Origin of the sequence: Dolichospermum planctonicum (assembly GCF_005402965.1) — a bacterium.
GTDB lineage: Bacteria > Cyanobacteriota > Cyanobacteriia > Cyanobacteriales > Nostocaceae > Dolichospermum > Dolichospermum planctonicum.
On sequence record NZ_BJCF01000023.1, the window covers coordinates 41,693 to 67,833 of the forward strand.

Below are 26,141 nucleotides of genomic sequence, written 5' to 3' on the forward strand. Positions count from 1 at the left end.
CATCACCAAAGTTAAAATCTATTAGATAATATGAACGCTATCTAAATGGGAAAGCGTCAGTAGAGGAACTAAAATGGGACATATAATCGCAACAGCAAATATGAAAGGTGGAGTCGGTAAAACCACCATTACCGTGAATATGGCCACTTGTTTAGCCAAAAATCACGGAAAAAAGGTCTTGGTTTTAGATTTAGATAGTCAAATTAGTGCCACACTGAGTTTAATGTCACCAGTAGAGTTTGCCAAACGTCGTAAACAAAGAAAGACACTGAGATATTTGCTAGATCAAATTATCAACCCCGAACCAGAGGCAAAATTTACCATTCATGACATTATTCAACCTCAAGTTTGTAATCTTCCTGGATTAAATTTATTACCGGGAGATATAGATTTATATGATGAATTTGTGGTTTCCGAAATGCTGCATAATCAATCAGTAGCATTGGGTGAACAGGACTTTGAAACTATCTGGAATCGCTTTGAAAGAGTCTTAATTAGAGATATCTTAAAACCTGTGCGTGATGAATATGATTTTATTCTTTTAGATTGCGCTCCCGGTTATAATCTCATGACTCGTAGTGCTTTAGCTAGTAGTGATTTCTACATTCTCCCAGCTAGGCCAGAACCCTTATCTGTAGTAGGAATTCAACTTTTAGAAAGACGGATTTCCCAATTAAAAGATAGCCACAAACAGGAAGCCAAAATAGATATTAAAATCTTGGGAATAGTCTTTAGTATGTCCAGCGCAAATATCCTGAATAGTAAATATTATAAACAGGTAATGCACCGAGTCATCGAAGATTTTGGAGTAGATAAAATCTGTAAAGCGCAAATACCAGTTGATGTGAATGTTGCCAAAGCCGTTGATAGTTTTATGCCAGTTTCTTTACTAAGTCCCAATACAGCCGGTTCTAAAGCATTTATGCAATTAACTCAGGAATTATTGCAGAAGTTATAAGTTATAAATTAAAGTTAGTAGTTGTACTTCACAAAAAATTGCAACTACTAACTCACGTTCTTAGTTACAACGTTACAGCTGTCATCAATCGTACCACCGATGATTTTTGTGAAGTATCTGGAGCAAAAATAAGGTTAATAGCTTGATATTAAGTTTAGTGCTGAGGTTATCACTGATATGGTGCAAATACTGTATTATTTTATATTTAAATTATCTATATATACGCGTCTATTAACTATTCTATGAGATTAAGAATAAATACCTGCTAGAGGAAAGGCACATTTATTACTCGACAGTATCTAAAACTATTAATACTAATAATTATAATATATATCAGTGTTTATTCGTTGATTATGCAGATAATGAATCAAGTAATTAGCGAAGTATGAAAAGTATTGATTTTGTGTTTATTCCTTGTATAGATTGTGTTTGCGGAAATTACATTTGAGATTGATGAAACTATTTACCAGTACAATTACACTTAAACATAAACTAGCTTGATGTGTTTTAAATACTAAAAAAAAATAAGTACGGAGAATGAAAGATAAGGAATATAAAATAGTAACCGTTGGACAGAAGTATTAGTCAATATTAAATTTATTTGCTGAAAATATATAAATCTTCGAAAAACGTTACATAGCTAAAATCCTGAATTGAAGACAGTTTGACAGCCTAAATCTGAGTTTAAATTTTGCCAGTCTGTTGAGATTTACGCTAAAACCCTGATCCCCAAGCTTGAAAATTCATGCTAGTCTATTGCAGTTACAAAATGCAAAGTGGAAGCGGAACAGGTTCGAGTTTGCAGGTACTGTCACCATCACAAGTGAAAAACCCAACTAAAAAAAACTTAAGTTCTCAAGTCGCTTTAAAAATCGGACGCATGAATCAAAGACATTTGTGGAATACTGTCGTAGCCCAAACAATATTGACCCTAACCGTTTTGGGTCTCCCCTCAGTCGCTCGGAGTCAAGCCAGTGAGGGAAGTTCTCCAACTCTTGCCAAATCATCTGCCAGTGATGCGGTTAAAGTTGGAGAATACCAATTACCGACAGAACAACCCATTTCCGAGCCTGTGATTGCCAGAATTCAGCCTCACAGTATTCGGGGTTTACAAGCAGCAACTCTTTATGTTCGGGATACTCCCGTTCTCACCTTTCTGGGTTCTGCCCGAGTTACTAACAAGAAAATCAAAATTGGAGTCATTGGCAACAATCAGAGTTTCAATTCTGATTCTGGAGTTGCTACTGAGCCAGGTAAATTTGCCAGTTTTAGCAATACTGACAATACAATCAATATCAACAAACAAGTTGGCTCCATTGACAATGACCCGGTTCAGAAAGCTAGTGTCATAGCAGCTAGAATTAATGAACTAGTTGAAAACAATGTAGACGCAAGCAAGATTACCGTCAGTTGGAAAATAGCGGATGCCCCCGCAACTAATAATAAAGCTTACAAGAATGGCCTTTCCGTTCGCAGACCGTCTGGGGATTCCTATGGATCGCTCCGTGATCGCTACACCATCACAATTGACGGTCAAGAACTGGTAGAAGTCAATAAAACCACGCGACTATCAGCCAATATTAATGGCAACAGAAAAACCCCAGCCACTAATCTGGCTCAAGATGCTTTAGAGGCAACTAATAGACTGCGGAGGCTGATGGGCAACGCAAATCCCATCAAGGAAATCGCCAATTTACCCGCTGGTAAATCACTCTCCACACCAAAGTTATCACAAAAAATTGCTTTTGGCAGGGTCAATATTAATTTTCGCGGCATAGCTTCTTGGTATGGTTATGACGGCTCTGGCAATAGAACAGCCAGTGGGGAAAGATATAATCCCGAAGGGTTAACTGCTGCTCATCGGAGTTTACCTATGGGGACAAAAATCCGCGTTACTAATACCAGAAATGGGCGTTCTGTCGTCGTGCGCATCAATGACAGAGGTCCATACATCCGTGGTCGAATTATCGATCTTTCTGCGGGTGCTGCCCGTTTATTAGGGATGATCGGCAGTGGTCTTGCTCCAGTCAGTCTGGAAGTTTTAGGAAGATAACCCCCTTTCTCGTTCCTTATTTCTTTTCGCTCTTCACTATTAAATTCCCCTGGTTCATCTATCTTATCCCCCAATTATCGATTGTGCCACGCCGCGCTATCAGATATACACTAACGGGGGAAAGGATCGAAAGGAACTGGGGGTTTTTTGTGCAGGTGCTGACAACAGTTACGGCTTTACGCTTTTATTTGAATGGCCGTCGGAGGTATTGCCATTTCGGGACGACCGAGGATGGGGCAGTTGATGATCAAGCTGTTTGGTATCCCACTGCGGTGGGTTTAGTGCCAACTATGGGTAGTTTACATCAAGGGCATCTTAGTTTGATTCACCGAGCTAGAAAGGAAAATTTCACGGTAATTGTCAGTATTTTTGTTAATCCGCTGCAATTTGGACCAAATGAGGACTATCAACGCTATCCCCGGACTCTAGCACAGGACAGGGAATTTTGTCAACAAGCGGGTGTAGATGCGATTTTTGCCCCAACTCCCCAAGAAATTGGTCTGCCTCTACAGAATATTGCAGAAACTCAAATGACACAAGTTATCCCTCCATCTGCTATGATGTCTGGTTTGTGTGGTAATTTTCGGCCGGGTCATTTTGCGGGGGTAGCCACGATTGTGACTAAACTCTTCAACTTGGTACAACCTGACCGAGCTTACTTTGGACAAAAGGATGGTCAACAACTGGCAATTATTAAGCGGTTAGTAACTGATTTGAATTTGCCCGTTGAGATTGTGACTTGTCCCACGGTGCGGGAATTGTCTGGCTTGGCTTTAAGTTCTCGGAATCAATATTTGACTACCACGGAAAAAGAGCAAGCAACGGTGTTATTTAAAGCTTTAGAACAAGCTGAAGCGGCGTTTCAAGCTGGCGTTCGTCACAGTAGTGAGCTAATAGCATTGGTAAGGCAAGAAATCGCAAAAGTTAGGGCTATCAGCTTGGAATATATTGAATTAGTTGAACCAAATACGTTGATGTTTTTAGAAAAAGTTGAGAATGAAGGAATGTTGGCGATCGCGGCTCGTCTTGGTTCTACCAGGTTAATTGACAACACGATTCTACGGGATGTCAAGGATCAAATCCGTCAACCGATTATCGCTATTGACGGTCCTGCGGGCGCTGGTAAATCTACAGTCGCTCGTCAAGTGGCACAGGAATTAGGTTTAGTATATCTAGATACAGGAGCTATGTACCGAGCCATCACTTGGCTAGTGCTGGAACAGGGTATTGATATTAATGATGATTGTGCCGTAGCTGAATTGGCGACGCGGTGTAAAATTGAACTTACTCCTGGTGAAAGTCTGCAATCTCCCGTAAAAGTCCAGATTAATGATATAGATGTCACTGAAAAAATTCGCACAGTTGAGGTAACATCTCTAGTATCAGCGATCGCCGCCCAAAGTGCAGTCCGACAAGCATTGGTTAGACAACAGCAAAGTTGGGGACAACGGGGGGGTTTAGTAGCGGAAGGTAGAGACATTGGGACTCATGTTTTCCCCGATGCGGAAGTTAAAATCTTTTTAACTGCTTCTGTGGGTGAACGGGCCCGTCGTCGTCAGCAAGACTTTGAAAAACAAAATCAACCCCAAGTTAGTTTAGAACAGCTAGAACGGGACATTGCTGAAAGAGACTTGAAAGACAGCACTCGCAAGATTTCCCCTTTACAAAAAGCGGCTGATGCTATTGAGGTCGAAACTGATGGTTTAACGGCTTCTGAAGTGGCTGCACAAATTATTAGCCATTATCAGCGGCTCTCTGATTAATTACAATCATGGTGGGTAACTTACTCACCATTGCAAATTTAATGAAACATTGGGACAGTAAGTGTAATACAAATTCTATAAATATGGTAGCAATTACAGAAAATTCTCATCATCAAGATTTAATTGGTTTTATTTGGGCTATTGCTGATAAACTCCGTGGACCCTACCGCCCGCCCCAATATGGTCGGGTGATGTTGCCCTTGATTGTGTTGCGGCGTTTATATTCTGTTTTATAACCTACTAAACTAGCTGTGATAGAAGCTAAAGCCAAATATGAAGCAATGGGGTTAAACGGTGAGGCTTTTAAAAAAGCGATCGCTAAAGTAGGCATTGGGGTAGAGCGTCAACAGCCCTTGCATAATCTTAGTGGCTTTACATCCCACATTCCGCACCCCAACTGTCACACATCAACAAAAATCTGATTGAACGGGTTAGGATTCGTATCGAAACCTTTATATATGTTTCCCAAATATTTTCAAACAATAGCCTGTGAACATCTAATAGGAGCAGGAATTAAACCAGAATATCTTAACGACGATAAACTGGGAAGGGTTTAGATTTAAGCGGTTAAGAGTCCGTGACAAGCTTAATACACTTACCTCTATTCCTTTACTCTCTTTGATTATTTCCTGAATTTCTCACCAGTCTATATCACTTTTCTCTGTGACTATTTTCTTGAACAATTCTTGATTTTCACCTGGAATTTTCGAGCGCCTATCTCCTCCTTGAGGCTTGGCAGTTATTTCCGATGTCTCTCGATATCGACGCAAAAAGTCACGGATGAAGGATAAACTAACTTTGAATCGTTCCGCCAATTCTCTTTGTGTACCTTCTTTATTTTCCCAGGCACTTAATATCTTTTGTCGTAGGTCTATCGAATATGGGGCTATTTCTCAATAATCTTCTTTTTTACATCTTTATAATTTTACCATTCTTGTGGCGGGTTTGATCTCAAATTGCTGTAAAACTGTTCCCTGTTAAGAGTTCCCTGCCCTCACAGACAACTTATTCAGCAAGCCCTAAGTAACCTGGCTACAGCTATACATAGCAAAAAGCCCACCTACACATTAAAGTATTTAGCGGGCTTAAGAGTTATTGAAAATGGAGCTTATGGGAGTCGAACCCATGTCCAAATTGGGTATTAACCCTCCACTCGTTCACAGGTTTAGCCTTTCTGACCCTCAAGGCGGGAATCGTTCATTATCCCGAACGTAGGATGCTCTGATTTAATCTTAGCCACCAAACCAACCAGAGAACGTTTGTTGGAGCATCCGTTGGGGGTTAGGTCTTTAATCCTTAACGGAGTCAAATTAAAGACGCTCGAACCTGTAAGAGGTGTTTTAGGCAGCTACTAGAGCTTCCCGACGAGCAAATTTTACGATATTGTTCGCATTTACTTTTTTTTCGAGTCTTTGATTTCCGAGAGATGACTCGCTCTCGACCTGAATCACAGAGTAGCTTTCGCCAACCTGTCGAAACCGTTAAAGCCCCATACACTTCACATTTCTATTATAGTACGGAATTTTGTCAGTTGGCAAATAAAAATTATAAAATTATCTCTATTTAATTTTCTATTTAATTTTTCTAATTTTTTGGCATAATTGGCATCAATTAAATTAAAACTTAGGTAATGGTAACGGTACGCCTAGTAAACTTAAGTTGAGAACATGACCACCCGCCACTAAGTAAACAGGTTCACAAATATTACCTAATTTCCGTACTAAAATACCGAGGCGATCGCGGAATTTGCGCCCCTGATGATAAGCTGGAACTACACCCCAACCTGTTTCTTCCGCCACAAATATGATATCAGCTGCAACTAAGGGCAAGGTTTCTAGCAACTCCTTTACAGTATTTTCCCAGATTACATCTTCTATTTCTAGAAAATTAGCTACCCAAGTTCCCAAAGAATCAACTAACAAGCAAGTATCGGTCTGGGATTGAGCTAAAGTAGTCGTAAGTTCCACTGGTACACACAGAGTCAGCCAATCTTGAGGTCGTCGTTGTTGGTGTTTTTCAATGCGTTGTTGCCACTCTTGATCATCTGGATTTTGTGTAGCTGTGGCGACATATACAACTGTTTTTCCTGAATTTTCTGCCAAATTTTCCGCCCATTCGCTTTTACCTGACCGGGCTGCACCCGTCACCAAAATCAATTTATTCATGACTGATTTCATTGTATAATACTTGCAGGGAAAGAATCCACGAGGGAAATTAAGTGTCCCTAGAGGAAAGCCGACTAAATTTACCAATCTGAGCAGAAATTCATTGTCCATCCTCAATTCTTTTTTGATCAAGACCATAAATTTTAGGATATTTTTATGAAACCAGGGTTAAAACGCATCGAGGCAACGCTACATGACTTAAAAACTCGCCATGATGATGTTACTACAGAAACGGGTGATCAAACAAAACGATCTTTCTCCTTTCGGATTAGCATCGGACACCCCGAATATACGGACAATTTTGCCGCTACAGGAGCAGCCCAGAATACAAACTTAAATACAGACCTTAATCATGGAAGTTCAGAGGATGTATTTCCTCATCATGATTCTGTACCAGTTTTTCCAGCCCGAGAGACTGGAGAAAAAACACCAACTCTCCCTAAATTTAAAACCCCGTCTTTTAGTAGTCATCGTCACGGAGCTAACCCAGCGCTGGCCATGAATATGCTCCAAGCAATTGAAGAAAAAGTTGCTAGTTGGCAAATAGAACTGCAAACTATTGTACAACAAATTCAGGATATTTATTTAGAAGGTGCAATTATTAATGGTTGGTTAGAATCTCATCCCCAACAACCGGAAACAGGTGTAACAGCTACGTTGCGTCATGCCGAAGTAGATCGACTCATGGACTATGTAGAGGAAATTTGCGCTAATGGTGACAAAAAATCTTATAAATCAGTGCATACTGACTATCGCCTCTGTGGAGTAGATGCAGCGGGTCAGGTTTGGTCACGCCCCTGTCCAGTAGAACAAGTGCCTAGTGTTAGTATAGCGATCGCTCGTCATAAAAGATTACGGCAACTATTAGGACGTAAACAAGATTTAGAAAATCGCTTGAGTCAATTAGCGGAGACTTTAGTAATGTTACATAGTCATATTCAACAAAGTTAAAAAAATTACAGCATACAGCATAATTCAGGAGTAAAACTGTCTTGGTATTCGTCCTTGAGGGGTGTGTTAGCTGTATTCGTACGCACCCCACGTATGTTTTTAAGAATCAAGCCGGATTCCTATATGATATGATATATTTTAAATTCAAACCCTTATGCAAACGGAAACTATGACTAACGAAGAAGAAATCTTTTTTGAGGAAGAGGAAGATCAAGAAATTGAGCCTGAACCGCTGAGTGGGTTAATTCCTGAATTAAAGCAAATTCGAGAAATTGTTGTTTCTGGTAGTGACTGGACAACAGAGACAATCTTTAATCAACTTGATCGGGGTAATATAGAGTTAAATCCAAGATTTCAAAGACGAGACGCTTGGGATATCACTCGTAAAAGTAGGTTTATCGAATCACTTATACTTGGGTTTCCAGTACCACAAATAGTATTAGCTGTTAATCGTCAGGAAAAAGGTAAATTTATTGTTCTTGATGGGAAACAACGATTGTTAACTATTCTGCAATTTTATGGTGGAAGTGATGAAAGAATATCGAATAATAACAATGCCTTTGCTTTAAAAAATCTAGAATTTAGACGTGATTTAATTGGCAAAAAATATGAAGATTTTAAAAATGATGTCTTTTTGAGTTCTGTACGTAATGATCTTGATAACCAAACTATTCGTACAGTATTAATTAGGAGTTGGACCCAGGAAAACTTACTATATAAAATTTTTCTGCGGCTGAATATAGGGGGTACTCCATTATCCCCTCAAGAGCTAAGACAAGCATTACATCCAGGTACTTTTACCAATTGGTTAGATGATCAATCAGTTGAAAGTAAGGCTCTGAGAAAGATATTTAAATCATCAAATCCTGATTATCGGATGCGTGATGTTGAATTACTATTACGTTATATAGGATTTCATTATTTTTTATCTGATTATAGGGGAAATCTCAAGGAATTTCTTGACATGACTTGTGAAAGGCTTAATAATCAGAGATATCATGATATTACAAATATAGTCAATCAATTTGAAGAAGCAGTACAAACAACTATTAATATATTTGAAGAAAAAAACTTCTCTCGTTTATGGTCGAGCAGAAATAATAAATATCAAAGCCAATTCAATCGAGCAATTTTAGATGTGATGGTTTTTTATTTTGCAGATGAAATAATCAGGAAATCTGCTGAAGATCATCAAGAAAAAGTTAAAGTTGCTTTTCAGGAATTATGTTCATCAAACAGTGATTTTAGAGAAGCTGTTGAACGCAGAACGCAGAATATTCCTGAGATTTATAATCGTCTCAGGTTGTGGGGTGAAAGTCTCCGAAAAGTTTTAGAAATAAACTTTAATGTACCTGAACTAGATGGGAATCGGATTATTTTCAATGGTTTGAGGTAGGTTCTTAATAAGATATGCCAGAATCTGATAAATTTATTACTTTAAGAACCCAGCTAAACAGGTTAAAAGACGAATTTCTTCCTGAAATTAGCCCGACAAGTTCATATTCCGAGAGTCAGTTATCTAGAACTGCTGCATACAGAGTTCTTGCTCATGCTGAAATTGAGTCTTATCTTGAAGAAAGAGCTTGGGAAGTTGTTCAAAATGCCAAAACTCTGTGGGATACAAGCGGTAAAACAACTCGTACTTTAATATGTCTGCTTGGTTTCTCTGATTTAACTATGGATAAACCACCAGATACACTTAGAAAACCCAACAATGTAAGTCAAGATAATCACTATAAGCGATTGCAAATAACTGAAAAAATAAATTCAGCTATCAATAGCTTTAAGAAGGTTATTGATAATAATCATGGATTAAAAGAAAAAAATATTTTAGCATTACTATTACCCATAGGAATAAATAGTAATGACTTAGATCCTAATAATACTTGGCTTGCTAATATGAATACATTTGGACAAAAACGAGGTCTTGTAGCCCATAAATCAGCTACATCATACATGACTATTCAAACTCCAGATCCGGCAAATGAATTAAATACTGTAACCCAAATTACTGATGAACTTTTAAGAATAGATGAATTAATCAATAATTTGATAGAATAAAATGTAAAATATTCTTACTTTGAAAAAATCAAACAACATGAACTTAAAAGATATCAAACAAAAACTATTCCCCATTATCAAAATCATCTCCACCGCACTCATCACCGGCGCAATGGGGTTAGAATTATGGAATATGCAAACATCCATAACCAATAATCAACTACCAAGTATCTTAACCCCAGCTTTAATCATTGCCCATATTGCCCTATCTGCTCATTTTATGGAAGCATTAATTGCCGCTTATTATGCCCCAACACGCAATCAGACAGCAATCAAATATGCAATTTATACATTTTTTGTCGGTACAGTTGGTTTGTTAGAATTGTGGGAAAATCAGGATACCTAAAATATTCTCCCCAGTTTCTCCACCATCTTCACCCGTTTGAATTATCCTTATACTTGACACCAAAATCTAAAATCTACAATGCTAAGAGCCGGAATTGTCGGACTTCCCAACGTCGGAAAATCAACCTTATTTAACGCTGTAGTCGCTAACGCTAAAGCTGAAGCCGCTAATTTCCCATTTTGCACCATTGAACCCAATGTTGGCATGGTCTCAGTCCCCGATGACCGGTTAAACGTTTTAGCAAAAATTGCTACCTCAGTACAAATTGTCCCCGCCCGTGTGGAATTTGTGGACATTGCTGGCTTGGTCAAAGGTGCGAGTCAAGGAGAAGGACTAGGTAATCAATTTTTATCCCACATTCGAGAAGTTGATGCCATAGTTCATGTTGTCCGTTGTTTTGAAAATGATGATATCATTCACGTAGCCGGTTCTGTTGACCCAGCGCGAGATATTGAAATCATTAATTTAGAACTTGGTTTATCAGATTTATCCCAAATTGAAAAACGCATTGAGAGAACTCGCAAAGCCGCACGCACTAGTAAAGATGCACAATTTGAAGTGACAATTTTAGAAAAATTAGCCGCTGCTTTAAATGAAGGTAAATCTGTCCGTCAAGTCAGTTTGACTACAGAAGAATCTGAAATTATTAAAGGATTAGGATTACTTACCAATAAACCAATTATTTATGCTGCTAATGTGTCTGAAGAAGACTTAGCAACGGGTAATGATTTTGTGGAAAAAGTTCGAGAAGTCGCTGCGATCGAAAATGCCCAAGTTGTGATAGTATCCGCACAAGTAGAAGCGGAATTAGTCGAATTACCAGAAGCCGATAAAGCTGACTTTCTGGAATCTTTAGGTGTGAAAGAAGGTGGTTTAAAATCCTTAATTCGTGCAACTTACACCCTTTTAGGTTTGCGGACTTATTTCACCTGTGGACCAAAAGAAACCCGCGCTTGGACAATAAATGCCGGAATGTCAGCACCCCAAGCGGCAGGAGTCATTCACTCTGATTTTGAACGGGGATTTATTCGCGCTGAAACTGTCGCTTATAATGATTTAGTAAATTATGGTTCCATGAATGCAGCCAAAGAAAAAGGATTAGTGAGAAGTGAAGGAAAAGAGTATATTGTCCAAGAAGGTGATGTGATGTTATTCCGATTTAATGTGTAGCAATTAGCTAACGCCACGCTACGCTATCGGCGATTAGAAATCGCTAACGAAGTCCACCTACGTGGACTAACTAAAAATTAAGGGTTTGAAACATAAAAGATGGGTTTTGTCTGTGTGCAAGATGAACTGCCACTTCCATTCACCAAGGCAAGTAATAAATTAGACTGTATTTTAATTCTTGTGGGGTGGGCATCCCTGACGGACTTCATGTATAAATTAAATGTATTTTAACAGCAATTTAAGATCAAACCCGCCACAAGAACGGTAAAATTATTATGACACAACATTATGGTAGAGGTGAAGGTGGAATCAGAGTTGATGATGACCGCCCTGGAAATAAAGGACAAAATATCACTCAACTGGTTTAATCATTGTGGCTTATTTTTTGAGCCTATTTAGATAGCTCTTTTTGTGGCGGGTTTGATCGCAAACTGCTGTAACATCTAAAAGAGATACTAGTATTCACCGGTCAGCAGTCAGTGGGTTCTTGAAAAGGGAACTAAATCCAAAATTAGCGCTGATAGCTGAACATTCGCTTGTTAAAAGTGAGATTAAATTAATCACCAGTATTTAACTCTGGCTTTGAAAACTCGAAATAAAAATTTTCACCAGCCGACTACTTTAAACCACATTTATGAAGATAAAATAAATTTTTTGCCCTGATTTTATATCAAAATATATTGTATTAAAATTTTTATCTATATAAAAAACTTATCATTAAGCCAATTAATTTGACAATGCTAGACATTTTATGATATGTAGTTTTGTTTGGGAGGGTTAACCAAAAACCCCACATCAATGGTTCACTGTTTGGATTTACCCCCCCAAAATGCTGGTAAAATCACTCTCCTCAGTACACTAACTCCAAAGAAAGAATTAATAGCTACTCATTAACCCATCAACCTGTGTCATGGTAATTGGATATCTAATATTGTTGATATAGATATCCAAAATTTTAGCCTGTGCTAAAATCAGCATACCGGCACGACGCAGGTGATGGGAAAAATGCCATGTTTGAACGCTTCACAGAAAAAGCCATTAAGGTAATCATGCTGGCCCAAGAAGAGGCCCGCCGTTTAGGTCACAACTTTGTCGGAACTGAGCAGATCCTCTTGGGTCTGATTGGCGAAGGTACAGGGGTGGCCGCGAAGGTGCTGAAATCAATGGGAGTTAATCTCAAAGATGCTCGCATTGAAGTTGAAAAAATCATAGGACGGGGTTCAGGCTTTGTCGCCGTAGAAATTCCGTTTACGCCACGGGCAAAACGGGTTTTAGAACTATCCTTGGAAGAAGCACGCCAATTGGGGCATAACTACATTGGTACCGAGCATCTGCTGTTGGGACTGATCCGCGAAGGTGAAGGTGTGGCAGCTAGGGTGCTAGAAAACCTGGGTGTAGATTTGACCAAGGTGAGAACCCAAGTGATTCGGATGTTGGGAGAAACGGCGGAAGTTACGCCGGGTGGCCCCTCTGGTCGCACGAAAACCCCAACTCTCGATGAGTTTGGTTCGAACCTGACCCAAATGGCCATAGATAACAAGCTCGATCCTGTGGTGGGACGCGCCAAGGAAATTGAGCGGGTAATCCAAATTTTGGGTCGCCGGACGAAAAATAATCCCGTGTTGATAGGAGAACCAGGTGTTGGTAAAACCGCCATCGCCGAAGGTTTAGCTTCACGTATCGCCAGCAAGGATATCCCCGATATCCTGGAAGATAAGCGTGTAGTCACTCTTGATATTGGTCTGCTGGTAGCAGGAACTAAATATCGTGGTGAATTTGAAGAACGTCTGAAAAAAATTATGGATGAAATCCGCTCGGCGGGTAATGTCATCCTAGTTATTGACGAAGTTCACACCCTCATCGGTGCGGGCGCGGCGGAAGGGGCTATTGATGCAGCGAATATCCTCAAGCCAGCTTTGGCCCGGGGTGAATTACAATGTATCGGCGCGACTACTTTGGATGAGTACCGCAAGCACATTGAACGGGATGCAGCGTTGGAAAGACGCTTCCAGCCTGTGATGGTGGGTGAGCCAAGCGTTGATGAGACAATAGAAATTTTATATGGTTTGCGCGATCGCTATGAAGCACACCACAAGCTGAAAATATCCGATGAAGCATTGGTGGCGGCGGCTAAGTTGTCTGATCGTTACATTAGCGATCGCTATTTGCCAGATAAAGCCATTGATTTGGTGGATGAAGCCGGCTCACGGGTGCGCTTAATTAACTCCCAACTGCCCCCAGCAGCTAAGGAATTAGACAAAGAACTACGGCAAATCTTAAAAGAAAAAGATGATGCAGTCCGTTCTCAGGACTTTGATCGGGCGGGGGAATTGCGCGATCGGGAAATGGAAATCAAGGCGGAAATCCGCACTATTGCCCAAACTAAGAGTAACGGCTCTAGTGGTGACGGTATTGAACCCGTAGTTACAGAAGAAGACATTGCTCACATTGTCGCTTCCTGGACTGGTGTACCAGTTAACAAACTCACTGAATCTGAGTCCGAGAAGTTGCTGCACATGGAAGATACCTTACATCAGCGCCTCATCGGTCAAGATGACGCTGTGAAGGCTGTTTCCCGCGCTATTCGTCGCGCTCGTGTCGGTTTAAAAAATCCTAATCGGCCGATCGCTAGTTTTGTCTTCTCCGGTCCAACTGGGGTGGGTAAAACTGAATTGGCAAAATCCTTAGCCTCTTATTTCTTCGGTTCAGAAGAAGCGATGATTCGCTTAGATATGTCCGAATACATGGAGCGTCACACCGTCAGTAAGTTGATCGGTTCACCTCCTGGTTATGTCGGTTACAACGAAGGTGGTCAGCTAACAGAAGCTGTCCGTCGTCGTCCTTACACTGTGGTGTTATTCGATGAAATCGAAAAAGCCCACCCGGATGTCTTCAATATGCTCTTACAAATTTTGGAAGATGGGCGTTTAACTGACGCGAAAGGTCGCACGGTGGACTTTAAGAACACTTTGCTGATTTTAACTTCCAATATTGGTTCTAAGGTAATTGAAAAAGGCGGTAGCGGTATTGGTTTCGATTTTGCTGAAGATGCTAACGAATCTCAATATAATCGCATTCGTTCTTTAGTGAATGAGGAACTGAAGAATTACTTCCGTCCTGAGTTCTTGAACCGGTTAGATGAAATTATCGTCTTCCGTCAGTTGAATAAGGCTGAAGTCACGGAAATCGCCGATATCATGCTCAAGGAAGTGTTTGGTCGCTTGACGGAAAAGGGCATTGTCTTAGAAGTTACAGACCGCTTCAAGGATCGCTTGATCACTGAGGGTTACAGTCCTAGCTACGGTGCAAGGCCATTACGTCGGGCAATTATGCGCTTGTTAGAAGATAGTTTGGCGGAAGAAATTCTGTCTGGACGTATCAAAGACGGCGATACTGCTCTTGTTGACGTTGATGAAAATGGCATTGTGCAAGTTAGTTCTCAGCAAACACGGGAGTTATTACCCCAAGGTGTTGAGTCTTAGTTAGGTTTTTTAATTGTTAATTGCACGGTGGAGGATTTCGGTTCTCTACCGTTTTTTTGTTTCGCGCAAAGACGCTAAGGAGCAAATAGGAGAAGGAGATTTTTGTAGCGGACTTAGATGATTGCAACGAACAGTTCGTTGAGAAACTTCCAGGCGCGGAGAGGGGAAGGAGGTTTTTGTAGGGGACTAGTCATCTTCAACTAACCTCGGATCAGGTACTCCGTAAAGTCGTTCGGCTAGATCTATATCACGTTCATAATTTGGTTCATACCCGTAATACTCAAGCTTTGTTAGTGGTCTTTCACTAGAATCATAACTGTAATCATAATTACCGTCTTCAATGTCAAGGCTAAAATCACTTTCAGGCTTAATACGGTCTAATAATTTGTCATTGAGTTCAGGAAATTCTAGAGCAAATTTTTCGATAGACGGAATCCAAGACATACCTGAAAAAACGAAATGAGAGCATCTTACATAAGGAGTACCTTTCTCCAAAAGGTCTGAAATTAATTCCTGTAATTTTTCATCTTCTGTTAGGAAAACAAATTCTTTATTTTCGTGTTTACGGAGAAAATTGAGGTAGTCTAAAAAATACAGTCCTCTTTTGTATAAAATTTCATTTGCTCTAGAGTAGAGATTTTCAGACACCAGAGCATATTTAATACGCCGTCTGCTATTGGGACGATTCAGTTTGATTAAAACTGTTTCATTTTCTTTGACATCAATTTTGTAAACTTTGTACATGGTTATCTCAACTAATCATATATGTACGACTTTCTTAGCATAACATCATGTTTACACTGATTACCAAGAATCAATAAAAAAAAATGGTAACAATAAAAGCATAAAAGGTGCTTATATATTAACTTATAAAAGCTAATAATCACTTTCATTTTTATCTCTCCTGCTGTGTGGGAGATTTTTTTTACAGATGAAGATGCAGCATACAAAATACTTTTTAGCAAGTAGTAATATCACGACCTTTGAGGACGGTATTCTCCCATATACACCATTTTCGGTTAGATATAGACCTCATTAAGTTTGTTATATAAAGTAAATTAGGTAAAATTAAATGACATCAGAATTAATTAATCGTCAAATCACCCTTGACGTTAGACATATTGCCAAGCATTTACCAGGAACACCGCAAATGCAGAGACTTCTAAAAAAAGGACAAGCCGCTCATGTATTTAACGATGAAAATACCATGAATCAAGTTGCTCAGTGCATAATAGAAGAAGGTGAGTTTATCGGCACTGTTCGAGATTATGAACGCTATGGAATGTTTTTTACTGAACCAATAGGTTATAGAATTAGTCCAGATGGTAGTAATATTCCACTTTACTATGGGGAGATAAAAATCAATGCAGACAACCAATACCACGTCATACCCCGCACCAGACCAAGTGAAGAATAACTGGGAATTTACAGAAGTATGGATAGATCCGATGTTATCACCTCCATATATTCTGTTATTACTTTGTGATAGTGAGGGAAATTGTCGAATTTATGATCCAAAACAGGGTGATAAGGTTGTATTTTCTAGTAATGATTATGAAACTGCCAAGTTATGGTTACTAGAAGATGAGTATGAACCATTTGAAGGTAGGCTTTTAGCTGCTGAATTAGTGTAAGTTAGTATATTTTTTGTTTCGCGCAATCTCTCTTATATATCCCCCAGGGTAGACGCTAAGAAAAGTAAGAAATTTTAATAGAGGATGAACGATGACATTAGTTAATTATAAAGCAATGACTCTGAAAGAATTACGTCGTTATATTCTTACTCACAGAGAAGATATTTCAGCTTTTCACGCTTATGTTGATCGTTCTAAATCTGAAGGACGGATGATCACAATTAACCCAAATGATGAAAATTGGAAAGAACAAGTTCAACAGGCGATAATCAAAGATGGAACTGAATCAATTGCATAATTCTTGCAGCGTTTTAGTAATGGTAAAAGATTAATTGAAAGTCTAAAATATTTTTATCAACTGTGCAAATGTGTAAATCTGTGAGAATTTGATAAATTGCATCTTGAGCAACTTTTACACCTGCTGCTTTACGAATAATATAATAAATATTAGTAATTGTAGTAGCAGCAATAAACCCTATAATCTCACTTGCATCAATTTTTGCAAATAGCTTGACTGCATCTTCTACAAAAAGTTCTCGTTCCAGCAAAAAATCTAGGACGACATTCGTATCAATAAAAACTCGCTTCATTGGTATTTTTCAGTTAGATAAGTGACATAATCTCCATTAATATTCTCATCACTGGAGATATTTACACTTTTAGCAATACCACGCAGTCGAGATAAATTACCCTGCTTTGATAGTGATATAGTTTCTTGTTGTATTGATTCTAATATAGTTTGTACCAATTGCCAGCGATCGCTCATTGGTAACTGTAATACTTGTTTTTGCAATTCTTGTAATGTCATAAGCAGATATCAAAAATTATTCATTTTCATTATATATCAATATGATGTATATCGCGTACAGTCAATTAATATACCCAGATCCGAAGCTATTGCTAATTTAAAGGAAAGATTACTTATGTATGGTTATAAACAGTGGCTTGCGGAAGGATAATACTAATGGAAATTCCCCGCATCATACTAATAAAATTCTGTCAACTACCTTTGGAAATATTGCTATTTCTTGCTAATTGTGAAAAAATTAGACCGTATTGTCTGAGAAAAAGTAATAAAGAGTAATAGTGAAGTCAGTATAATTTTCAGTATAGTTTTGATTGCTTTGATTGTTAGCTAAGACTTTTTTGTTTCGGTACTGATATCTAAGTATTCATTGATTAAAGGAATCTGGACATGAACTCTCTATTTAATAACAACTTCAAGGGCTGTTTTAGTTTTGTCGCATTAGTATTTATTGGTTACACCGTCAGTACTGTATTGTTTTTTTTGATGCCACATACTGATTATGCAAATATTATTGGTTTTTTGTCTTTAATATATTATTCATTGACTATTATTCCGACTATGATAAAAACAGTTTTTCCGAATTTTTATAAGCAACAATCTATTTGGAAAAGCTTATTAAAAACCCGACGCTACACTGGTGTTGCTGCTTTTTGTTTTGCTTGTAATCACGGTGCATTATTGATCTGGACAAGATCTTTAAATCTCTTAGATTTTAATACTTGGATTACTTATTTCCAAGGTTTATCATCAATAATTATTTTCACGATTCTAGCTATAACTTCTAATGATGAAAGTATGATAAAACTTAAAGGAAATTGGAAAAAAATCCACAATTTAACCTATCTATGTTTGTTTATACTTCCCTGGCATATTTTAGATAAAATGTCCGGTAATTGGACTTATCTCACTCCCTTTGCAGTTATTTTATCTATGAGTCTATGTTTGCTTTTTGTTGTTAGAAAAATAATTGAATTTAAGAAAAAGTAAATGATAAAATTCCTGAAAAACTTATAAAAAAGTTAGTAATTCCTAAACTATATATTTTCTGACTATTATGAATATTCTTCATCCAATTTCCGATTTTATCAACTCTGATGCTATAATTTCTCCCTCACAACCAAACTATTACTATGAAGGTAAATGTCCCCAAACTGGTGAAATATTAAGATTACCTCGCACTGGTTTAGCAGAAGCTATAGCCCATAGTCTCATGCAACAACTTGAGGAAAATTATCCTTATTCCCGTGAGGGAAAAATGTATGGTATTTTATTAGTTGAATTACCCAATAGTGAATTAAGAGTTATTAAGGCATTTTCTGGGTTATTCCATGGTAATAGTCTGGTCGAGGGTTGGATTCCACCTATTCCTGGTAGACAGGAAGTGGCTGTATTAGAAACTCAGACTTTAGCAGAATTAGAAACTATTAAAAAAGAGATAATTAATCTCCAAAAAATTACTGAAAGACAAACATATCAAACTCTTTCTGATGAATATACCCAGGAATTACACGCTATTAGTTTACATCATCATCATAGCAAACTAGAACGACAGGAACAACGGCAAAAATTAGAGCAAATTCTTAGCGGTGAATCTCTAAAAATTGCCTTAGAAAAACTAGCAGCAGAAAGCCGTCAACAGGGAATTGAACGCCGAAATATCAAACGCCGTCAAAATGAAGTTTTACAGCCTTTGCAGGAGATTAAAGCCGCCGCAGATAGAAGAATTACGGAATTAAGACAACAGCGCAAAGAACTATCTCGCAAATTACAAACACAAATGCACGCTGCTTATAGTCTAACTAATTTTTCTGGACAATCTTTATCTTTACAGCAATTATTACCGGGAGGAACACCAACCGGAACGGGGGAATGTTGCGCTCCTAAATTATTACATTATGCTGCAACCCATGGATTAAAACCTTTAGCAATGGCTGAATTTTGGTGGGGTAATTCTTCTATAGAAAATAAGGTTTCTGGAGAATTTTATGGTGCTTGTTTGGAAAGATGTCAGCCATTAATGGGATTTTTATTATCAGGATTAAAGCTAAATCAACCAGAAATCATTTATGAGGATGAATGGCTAATTGCAGTTAATAAATCATCAGGATTATTGTCTGTTCCCGGTCGTTATTCTCATAATCAAGATAGTGTAATTAGTCGTTTAGGTTATCTATATAATCAGGAAATAATAGCTGTACATCGTTTAGATCAAGATACTTCTGGGATTTTATTAATAGCTAAAGATGTAGTTACCTATTCCCAATTAAGTCAACAATTTGAACAAAGGAAAATTCATAAAGTTTATGAGGCTATAATTACAGGTTCTCTAACTATTAATGAAGGGGAAATTAATTTACCTTTATGGGGAAATCCAGATCATCGTCCCTATCAACAAGTGGATTTAGAACGGGGTAAGCCTAGTTTAACGCGCTTTCGTGTAATAGGCGCAGAAGGAAAATATACCAGAATAGAATTTATACCTCTTACTGGACGTACCCATCAATTACGGGTTCATGCTGCTGATAAGAGAGGACTGGGAATGAGGATTTTAGGGGATAAACTCTATGGTTGTCTCAAGAGTGTCAGTAGATTATATTTACACGCAAGGGAGTTGAGTTTTTACCATCCCCATTTAGAAAAAATATTACATTTACAGGTAAAAACACCGTTTTAATGATCACATCTAATTTGTAAAGATATATTGACAAAGATTACAAAACTGTCATATTATTCTTTATATCTAAAAAATACCCGACCTCTTTAAAGAAGTTGGGTATGTGGGTATGGCTAATTTTGTGAATTATGATGAGTTATAAACTGTTGTTTAAACCTAAAAATCAAGGGTTAATTGCTTTAATAGTTGCGGCCACTGCGATAACAGGAGGAATTGCTATTTATGGGATTTCTAACTTTGGCAAAATGGAAAAATCTTCTGTAATTGAAGCAAAACCAATTGTCCCAATTTCGCCCATGGTGACTGCATTAGGAAGATTAGAACCAGAAACAGAAATAATTAAATTATCTGCACCCTTAGCATTAGATGGCGATCGCATTTCTCAACTATTAGTTAAAGAAGGTGATAATGTTAAAGTAGGGCAAGTAATTGCCATTTTACAATCTCGTGATCTGCTAAAAAAAGCCCTGATTCAAAGACAGAAACAGGTGAAAGTTGCCCAAGCTAAATTACAGCAAATTAAGGCTGGTGCTAAGTCAGGAGAAATTGCCGCACAGCAAGCAATTATTGAGAGAATTAAAGCCCAATATACAGGAGATAAACAAGCCCAAGCAGAAAATATTGCTCGGATATCAGCCCAATGGGAAGGTGATAGAATTGCCCAAACAGCAACTATTAATAAACTAACAGCAGAATTAAACAATGCCCAAGCAGAATATCAACGCTATCAACAGTTATTTTCTGAGGGTGTAATTTCTAATTCTGTAATTGATAGTAAACGTTTAAATGTAGAAACCGCAAAACAAATATTAAATGAATCTCAAGCGGTTCTCAAACGGATTAATACCACCGCAAATAAACAACTAGCAGAAGCTAAAATTGCCCTAAATCGTATTAATAATACTAGCAATAAAGAAATTAGTGAAGCCAAGGCTAAACTTAGTAGTATTGGCGAAATTCGTCCCGTTGATATAGAATTAGCCAGAACAGAAGTTGAAAGTGCGATCGCTGATTTGCAACGTGCAGAAACCGAACTACAAGGAGCTTATATTCGCGCCCCTATGACGGGACAAATTATTAAAATTCATGCCCGTGTCGGTGAAAAAATTGATAAACCAGGGGTGGCTGACTTTGCCCAAACTAACATAATGATGGAAGTAGCAGAAGTTTATCAAACCGATATTAGTAAGATCAAATTAGGACAAACAGCCATAATTACCAGTCAAGGATTTACAGGAGAATTAAAAGGTATAGTCCAACAAATTGGGTTACAAGTCAAGCGCCAAAATGTCTTTGGTGATCAACCAGGAGAAAACCTAGATGGTAGAATTATTGAAGTAAAAATTCGCCTAAATCCTGAAGATAGTAAACGAGTTTCTGGCTTAACTAACTTGCAAGTCCAAACAGCAATTAAATTGTAAAATCTTACCCATAAAGGTGCAAAAAATCAAACTAATGATTAATAAAATATTTAAAAAAACACCCCTAGCTTGGCGACAATTAATGAAAGAAAAAACGCGGTTAGTAATTGCAGTATCAGGAATTGCCTTTGCTGATATACTAATATTTATTCAAATGGGTTTTGAAAGTGCATTATTTGATTCTGCTATCAAACCTCATCGCAATTTACAAGCCGATTTAGTCTTAACTAATCCCCAATTTCAAACTCTATTTTCAGTTAAAAGCTTTTCTAGAGAAAGACTTTATCAAGCATTAAGTTATGAAGGTGTCAAGTCAGTTAGTTCTATTTACATAGGTATAGGACAATGGCGTAATCCTGAGACAAGAATGGATCGATCTATTTTAGTTTGGGGTGTAGATCCAGCTACACCTGGTTTAAAATTTCCTGAAGTCCAAGCTAATAAAGATGATCTCAAACAATTAAATCAAGTTTTGTTTGATGAAGCCAGTCGTCCAGAATATGGGGAAATTGGCAAAATTTTTCGAGCAACGGGGAAATTTAATACTGAATTAAACGGAAAAAATATCAATGTTAAAGGTTTATTTCAAAATGGTGCTTCCTTTGCTTCTGATGGTAATGTTGTGGCTAGTGATTCCACTTTTTTACAATTATTTCCTAACCGCAAACCTGATCAAATTGAAGTTGGTTTAATTACTCTCAAACCCGGTGCTGATCTTGAAAAAATCAAAGCCGAATTGAGAATAAGATTAAATCCAGATCCTCAAAATCCTTTTGTGGAAGTTGGAACTCCAGAAACATTTGCTCAAAAGGAAAAGGATTATTGGGCTAATGGTACAGGTATTGGTTTTATTTTTGGTTTGGGTGTGATTGTCGGTTTCATTGTTGGTATTGTCATTGTTTATCAAATCCTTTATTCTGATGTTTCTGATCACTTACCAGAATACGCAACTCTCAAGGCCATGGGGTATACTGATCATTATCTATTGGGAGTTTTATTACAAGAGGCATTGTTATTAGCTGCATTAGGTTATTTACCTGCATTGTTGCTATCTTTTGGGATATATCAATTAACTTTTACTGCGACTCTTTTACCCATAGCTATGAAATTAGATCGGGCAATTAATGTTTTTATCTTAACAGTAATTATGTGTACTATTTCTGGAGCAGTTGCCATGGGAAAACTGCGTTCTGCTGATCCTGCTGACATTTTTTAATTCTCAATCAATAAAACTCTTTTTTATATCTCACCCCAAGGGAAGGAACTATGCCATTGAAACTTACAACTATTGCTCCTGAAGTTATTTCTAGTTCAGAAACAGTGATTTCTGTAGCCAATCTTAATCATTATTTTGGTAAAGGTGCGCTACAAAAACAAGTATTATTTGATATTAATTTAGAGATTAATGCGGGGGAAATTGTGATTATGACAGGTCCCTCTGGTTCGGGCAAAACTACCCTATTATCATTAATGGGGGGTTTACGTTCTGCCCAAAGTGGAAGTTTACAAATATTAGGACAGGAAATGTCTGGGGCTAGTAAGAGACAATTAACTAAATTACGTCGTCAAATTGGTTATATTTTTCAAGCCCATAATTTAATGAGTTTTTTAACAGCAAAAGAAAATGTCAGGATGTCTTTAGAGTTGCACGAAAATTACTTCAAAGGTGATATTAATGCCAAAGCTATAGCGATGTTAGAACACGTTGGTTTAGGGGAACATATTAATTACTATCCAGAGAATTTATCCGGTGGACAAAAACAACGGGTAGCTATAGCCCGCGCTTTAGTTAGTCACCCAAAAATAGTATTAGCAGACGAACCTACAGCTTCATTAGATAAACAATCAGGCCGCGATGTGGTAGAATTAATGCAAATGTTGGCCAAAGAACAAGACTGTACTATTTTGCTTGTCACCCATGATAACCGCATTCTCGATATAGCTGATCGGATTATTTACATGGAAGATGGACAATTGAAAAGTGATGGTGTAGATATTCGTGGAAAAGTGAATTAATCCTCCCTTATTTAAAGATAATTTCCTCCCGAATTTCCAGATTAAGAGTGTGTTGAATTTTCAAAAGTTTTGTCAAACTAGCACTAGCATATCCATTTGCTTCATCACGTTGCACCTGTTGAGGTTTAACTCCTAAAAGTTTGGCAAAACTCTCTTGAGTGAGTCCACGAATAATCCGCGCTTTGATGAGTGCTTCTGGTAGTTTTTCTAAACTATCATATTGCAATTTCTCAATTTTACCTTGATTATTTTTGAGATTTTCGTACTCTTTTATCTCTTGAGTAAACTCCTCAATTTGGCTTTTGAGTGAATCAATACGAGCCTCATAACGTAGTTTTTGGTTTTCATCTTCTGGAACTGGTTTACTAGCATATTGAGCCATTGCTAACTCAAATTTATTCATTTGTGCCTTAGTAATATTGTACTGCCATTCATTCAAAATCATAATGTTTAATCTATAAATCATTTTTGAAAAAATGACATTACCTAATAATCAAAATTAATTAGATAATGCCAATTTATATCCCTGTTTTATATTGATAACTTTTAATTTTAAGGATCAAAAGTAGCAAAAAGTATTTTGCATCCTAAATTGTGTTGTGTCAATATATGATCTAACAATAAATCCAAAGTTAATCTCTACCAAAAAACTCCGAGCCATTAACCCAGGAATACAGATTCAATTGTAAATTAAATTACTTAAAAATAAAACAACACTTACTGATTCTTGTTTCTTGACCACGATCTGTTAATCTAAGTGTGGAAGATTAGCAAAATAGTCAATGGAAATTAATGGAAATTAGTAATTTATTCCAAGCTGGTGGTATAGTCATGTGGCCACTGCTGTTTTTTTCTGTGTTAGGAGTGGCGCTAATTATTGAACGCGTTGCCTTTTGGGTAAAAATCAGCAACCGTCAAAACCGTATTGTCCAAACTGTCCTTAAAGCTTATCGTCAAGGTAATGTAGTCGCTGCTTTAGACATACTACATAGAAATGCTGATTTACCTATAGCCCGGATTTTTTTAGCAGCCTTAGAACTGGAAGAACCCAACCCAGAAGAATTTCGTTTGGCTTTAGAAAGTGAAGCACAGGCAGAAATTCCCCTATTAAAAAGGTTTCAGAACATTTTCGATACAATTATTGGTTTAGCCCCCTTGTTGGGTCTGCTAGGTACAGTATTGGGCTTAATTGCTTCCTTTAAATCATTGAATATTGGTGATGTCGGCGGGACAAAAACCGCCGGTGTCACATCTGGAATTAGTGAAGCCTTAGTATCTACAGCATCAGGATTAGTGGTAGCTATTATTACCCTGTTTTTTGCTAATACCTTTCGGGGAATGTATTTACGCCAAATTGCTTGGATTCAAGAATATGGTGGTCAGTTAGAATTACTTTATCGTCGTTACTATGAAAGAGGAGATATTTCTTGACGCTCCCCGCCCTATAGAGGGACGGGGATTCTTGTTTCAATAAACTTGTCTCCAAGTCTGGGTAGAGGGTCATCTCTCCACAAGCGTTAGTTTCGGTGCGCCCCACCGTACTTACATCCTAGCCAACTTGTCTTAGTGCCTTAGTTAGAATGTTGATTGCAGCATTATGGTCACGGTCAAGAACACAACCACATTTACAAACATGAGTTCTAACTGATAGAGATTTTTTAACTATTTCCCCACAATTAGAACAATTTTGAGAAGTATATTGAGGTGCAACAGGTATAATTACACGCCCATAGACTTTAAAAATACTCTAACCATTGAGTAAACAATGACCAAGAAATTTTAGATTTTAGATTTTAGATTTTAGATTGGGAATTTTCGGTACAAGTAGGGGGCAACGGCCGTTGACCCCTACAATTTCAGGGCGGAACTAATCCAAAATTGCTAATCTAAAATCCCCAAGCTCCACACTTGAGGGTGGAGTCAATCCAAAATCCAAAATCGTAAATCCAAAATCCACTGACCATCCCACATCACTAATTGATTTGGCTAATTTGCTATTTTTAACCATGTTTCTCACTTGCAGTTTTTCAAACGCCACTAAATCATTAGATCTAACCACGCACAATGCTGTTTTTATAGCAAAGTCTTTACGCTGACGTGAAACTTTCAAGTGTCCTCTACCAAGACGGTTAATAGCTTTCTTGCGATTATTAGAACCTTTCTTTTTACGACTAACTTTTTTCTGTAATCGTTTTCAAGATTTTTCTGATTTTCGTAAATACCTCGGATTATCAACTTTATCTCCTTGGTAATCAGTATAGAAACTGTTGAGTCCAACATCTAAACCAATAGTTTTATTTGTTGGTTTAATCTCAATATTTCTTTCTGCATCTATACAGAATTGAACGTAATATCCATCAGAACGTTTAACTATTCTAATTCTTTTGATTTGGTTGATTTGATAGAAATGTAAATCCCAAGTTCCAATTAATTTTAGTTGTCCAATTCCACATTTATCTGTAAAGTTAATGTGTTTTCGGTCTTCTAATAATTTCCATCCAGTTTTATATTCAACCCACATTCCGCACCCCAAACTGTCACAGAGGTAAATTACGTAGAGAAAAAATTAAAGAGAGCATCAAAACAAACATATAAAGTGAAAAAAGGCATTTGAGAAACAGTAAATCACCAAAAACGTC

The 26,141-nt window shown here is 37.7% G+C and carries 27 protein-coding genes, 1 other RNA gene and 2 pseudogenes; 21 read left to right on the forward strand and 9 right to left on the reverse strand.

Features of this window, described 5'->3' with window-relative positions; all coding sequences use genetic code 11:
• Nucleotides 1–73: 73 nt before the first annotated feature.
• From FFO06_RS11585 to FFO06_RS11605, 6 genes and pseudogenes are all read left to right on the forward strand, one after another.
• Nucleotides 74–958: a ParA family protein gene (locus FFO06_RS11585; protein WP_137908186.1), complete on the forward strand. Its 885-nt coding sequence runs from the start codon at nt 74–76 to the stop codon at nt 956–958.
• Between the two features lie 880 nt (nt 959–1,838).
• On the forward strand, nt 1,839–3,011 hold the full coding sequence (locus FFO06_RS11590; protein WP_137908203.1) for a septal ring lytic transglycosylase RlpA family protein: 1,173 nt from the start codon (nt 1,839–1,841) through the stop codon (nt 3,009–3,011).
• 149 nt (nt 3,012–3,160) lie between these two features.
• Nucleotides 3,161–4,774, forward strand: coding sequence for a bifunctional pantoate--beta-alanine ligase/(d)CMP kinase (locus FFO06_RS11595; protein ID WP_137908187.1), 1,614 nt, complete (start codon nt 3,161–3,163; stop codon nt 4,772–4,774).
• An 83-nt stretch (nt 4,775–4,857) separates the two neighbouring features.
• Entirely contained in the window at nt 4,858–5,010 is a 153-nt protein-coding gene (locus FFO06_RS21960) for a type I restriction-modification system subunit M N-terminal domain-containing protein (RefSeq protein ID WP_228036462.1), read from the forward strand.
• A gap of 15 nt (nt 5,011–5,025) precedes the next feature.
• Nucleotides 5,026–5,196, forward strand: a complete 171-nt coding sequence (locus FFO06_RS21965) for a hypothetical protein (RefSeq protein WP_190371768.1) — start codon at nt 5,026–5,028, stop codon at nt 5,194–5,196.
• Nucleotides 5,197–5,328, forward strand: a pseudogene (locus FFO06_RS11605) (DUF4277 domain-containing protein); the annotation flags it as partial.
• A gap of 84 nt (nt 5,329–5,412) precedes the next feature.
• Here the strand turns inward: FFO06_RS11605 and FFO06_RS22705 are convergent.
• The 3 genes from FFO06_RS22705 to cobU all read right to left on the reverse strand — a co-directional run bounded on the left by FFO06_RS22705 (nt 5,413) and on the right by cobU (nt 6,939).
• Nucleotides 5,413–5,589 carry a hypothetical protein gene (locus FFO06_RS22705; RefSeq protein ID WP_236097132.1) on the reverse strand — a complete coding sequence of 59 codons (177 nt, stop codon included), beginning with the start codon at nt 5,587–5,589 and terminating at the stop codon, nt 5,413–5,415.
• Nucleotides 5,590–5,873: 284 nt separating this feature from the next.
• Nucleotides 5,874–6,265, reverse strand: a transfer-messenger RNA (tmRNA) gene (gene ssrA / locus FFO06_RS11615).
• A gap of 125 nt (nt 6,266–6,390) precedes the next feature.
• Nucleotides 6,391–6,939 (reverse strand): bifunctional adenosylcobinamide kinase/adenosylcobinamide-phosphate guanylyltransferase, encoded by a 549-nt coding sequence (gene cobU / locus FFO06_RS11620; RefSeq protein ID WP_137908188.1) that lies wholly within the window; start codon nt 6,937–6,939, stop codon nt 6,391–6,393.
• Nucleotides 6,940–7,095: 156 nt separating this feature from the next.
• Here cobU and FFO06_RS11625 point away from each other — a divergent pair, with 156 nt between their 5' ends.
• The 6 genes from FFO06_RS11625 (at nt 7,096) to FFO06_RS11650 (ending at nt 14,949) form a co-directional block, all read left to right on the forward strand.
• The gene (locus FFO06_RS11625; protein WP_137908189.1) at nt 7,096–7,890 is read left to right on the forward strand and encodes a hypothetical protein; all 795 of its coding nucleotides are present in this window, start codon (nt 7,096–7,098) and stop codon (nt 7,888–7,890) included.
• A 169-nt stretch (nt 7,891–8,059) separates the two neighbouring features.
• Nucleotides 8,060–9,286, forward strand: coding sequence for a GmrSD restriction endonuclease domain-containing protein (locus FFO06_RS11630; RefSeq protein WP_228036461.1), 1,227 nt, complete (start codon nt 8,060–8,062; stop codon nt 9,284–9,286).
• A gap of 14 nt (nt 9,287–9,300) precedes the next feature.
• Nucleotides 9,301–9,951, forward strand: coding sequence for a HEPN domain-containing protein (locus tag FFO06_RS11635; protein WP_028089266.1), 651 nt, complete (start codon nt 9,301–9,303; stop codon nt 9,949–9,951).
• Nucleotides 9,952–9,988: 37 nt separating this feature from the next.
• Nucleotides 9,989–10,297 (forward strand): hypothetical protein, encoded by a 309-nt coding sequence (locus FFO06_RS11640; RefSeq protein ID WP_137908190.1) that lies wholly within the window; start codon nt 9,989–9,991, stop codon nt 10,295–10,297.
• A gap of 78 nt (nt 10,298–10,375) precedes the next feature.
• The gene (ychF, locus tag FFO06_RS11645; RefSeq protein WP_137908191.1) at nt 10,376–11,467 is read left to right on the forward strand and encodes a redox-regulated ATPase YchF; all 1,092 of its coding nucleotides are present in this window, start codon (nt 10,376–10,378) and stop codon (nt 11,465–11,467) included.
• A gap of 1,010 nt (nt 11,468–12,477) precedes the next feature.
• Entirely contained in the window at nt 12,478–14,949 is a 2,472-nt protein-coding gene (locus FFO06_RS11650; protein ID WP_137908204.1) for an ATP-dependent Clp protease ATP-binding subunit, read from the forward strand.
• Nucleotides 14,950–15,135: 186 nt separating this feature from the next.
• On the opposite strand, the gene FFO06_RS11655 is transcribed toward FFO06_RS11650, so the two are convergent.
• Nucleotides 15,136–15,693: a hypothetical protein gene (locus FFO06_RS11655; protein ID WP_137908192.1), complete on the reverse strand. Its 558-nt coding sequence runs from the start codon at nt 15,691–15,693 to the stop codon at nt 15,136–15,138.
• A gap of 328 nt (nt 15,694–16,021) precedes the next feature.
• Here FFO06_RS11655 and FFO06_RS11660 point away from each other — a divergent pair, with 328 nt between their 5' ends.
• From FFO06_RS11660 to FFO06_RS11670, 3 genes are all read left to right on the forward strand, one after another.
• Entirely contained in the window at nt 16,022–16,366 is a 345-nt protein-coding gene (locus FFO06_RS11660; protein ID WP_137908193.1) for a DUF6972 family protein, read from the forward strand.
• On the forward strand, nt 16,314–16,583 hold the full coding sequence (locus tag FFO06_RS11665) for a hypothetical protein (RefSeq protein ID WP_137908194.1): 270 nt from the start codon (nt 16,314–16,316) through the stop codon (nt 16,581–16,583). Before FFO06_RS11660 ends, FFO06_RS11665 begins: the two co-directional genes overlap by 53 nt.
• 91 nt (nt 16,584–16,674) lie before the next feature.
• The gene (locus tag FFO06_RS11670; RefSeq protein WP_137908195.1) at nt 16,675–16,881 is read left to right on the forward strand and encodes a DUF6887 family protein; all 207 of its coding nucleotides are present in this window, start codon (nt 16,675–16,677) and stop codon (nt 16,879–16,881) included.
• A 13-nt stretch (nt 16,882–16,894) separates the two neighbouring features.
• Here the strand turns inward: FFO06_RS11670 and FFO06_RS11675 are convergent, their stop codons facing one another.
• The gene (locus tag FFO06_RS11675; protein WP_201275447.1) at nt 16,895–17,173 is read right to left on the reverse strand and encodes a type II toxin-antitoxin system VapC family toxin; all 279 of its coding nucleotides are present in this window, start codon (nt 17,171–17,173) and stop codon (nt 16,895–16,897) included.
• Entirely contained in the window at nt 17,170–17,391 is a 222-nt protein-coding gene (locus FFO06_RS11680; protein ID WP_137908196.1) for a hypothetical protein, read from the reverse strand. The genes FFO06_RS11675 and FFO06_RS11680 overlap by 4 nt, the downstream gene beginning before the upstream one ends.
• Nucleotides 17,392–17,778: 387 nt before the next feature.
• On the opposite strand from FFO06_RS11680, the gene FFO06_RS11690 reads away from it, so the two are divergent.
• The 5 genes from FFO06_RS11690 to FFO06_RS11710 all read left to right on the forward strand — a co-directional run bounded on the left by FFO06_RS11690 (nt 17,779) and on the right by FFO06_RS11710 (nt 23,502).
• Entirely contained in the window at nt 17,779–18,378 is a 600-nt protein-coding gene (locus FFO06_RS11690; RefSeq protein ID WP_137908197.1) for a ferric reductase-like transmembrane domain-containing protein, read from the forward strand.
• A 67-nt stretch (nt 18,379–18,445) separates the two neighbouring features.
• Entirely contained in the window at nt 18,446–20,065 is a 1,620-nt protein-coding gene (locus tag FFO06_RS11695) for an RluA family pseudouridine synthase (protein ID WP_137908198.1), read from the forward strand.
• Between the two features lie 131 nt (nt 20,066–20,196).
• Nucleotides 20,197–21,486, forward strand: a complete 1,290-nt coding sequence (locus FFO06_RS11700) for an ABC exporter membrane fusion protein (protein ID WP_137908205.1) — start codon at nt 20,197–20,199, stop codon at nt 21,484–21,486.
• 34 nt (nt 21,487–21,520) lie between these two features.
• Nucleotides 21,521–22,702 (forward strand): ABC transporter permease DevC, encoded by a 1,182-nt coding sequence (gene devC, locus FFO06_RS11705; protein ID WP_137908199.1) that lies wholly within the window; start codon nt 21,521–21,523, stop codon nt 22,700–22,702.
• 50 nt (nt 22,703–22,752) lie between these two features.
• The gene (locus tag FFO06_RS11710) at nt 22,753–23,502 is read left to right on the forward strand and encodes a DevA family ABC transporter ATP-binding protein (protein WP_137908200.1); all 750 of its coding nucleotides are present in this window, start codon (nt 22,753–22,755) and stop codon (nt 23,500–23,502) included.
• Nucleotides 23,503–23,509: 7 nt separating this feature from the next.
• Here the strand turns inward: FFO06_RS11710 and FFO06_RS11715 are convergent, their stop codons facing one another.
• Nucleotides 23,510–23,947 carry a helix-turn-helix transcriptional regulator gene (locus FFO06_RS11715; RefSeq protein ID WP_137908201.1) on the reverse strand — a complete coding sequence of 146 codons (438 nt, stop codon included), beginning with the start codon at nt 23,945–23,947 and terminating at the stop codon, nt 23,510–23,512.
• 347 nt (nt 23,948–24,294) lie between these two features.
• On the opposite strand from FFO06_RS11715, the gene FFO06_RS11720 reads away from it, so the two are divergent.
• Nucleotides 24,295–24,933 (forward strand): MotA/TolQ/ExbB proton channel family protein, encoded by a 639-nt coding sequence (locus FFO06_RS11720; protein ID WP_137908202.1) that lies wholly within the window; start codon nt 24,295–24,297, stop codon nt 24,931–24,933.
• A 118-nt stretch (nt 24,934–25,051) separates the two neighbouring features.
• Here the strand turns inward: FFO06_RS11720 and FFO06_RS11725 are convergent, their stop codons facing one another.
• Both FFO06_RS11725 and FFO06_RS11730 read right to left on the reverse strand, forming a co-directional pair.
• Nucleotides 25,052–25,246 carry a zinc ribbon domain-containing protein gene (locus FFO06_RS11725; RefSeq protein ID WP_370743707.1) on the reverse strand — a complete coding sequence of 65 codons (195 nt, stop codon included), beginning with the start codon at nt 25,244–25,246 and terminating at the stop codon, nt 25,052–25,054.
• A 213-nt stretch (nt 25,247–25,459) separates the two neighbouring features.
• A pseudogene (locus FFO06_RS11730) lies at nt 25,460–26,017 on the reverse strand (RNA-guided endonuclease InsQ/TnpB family protein); the annotation flags it as partial.
• Nucleotides 26,018–26,141: the final 124 nt, after the last annotated feature.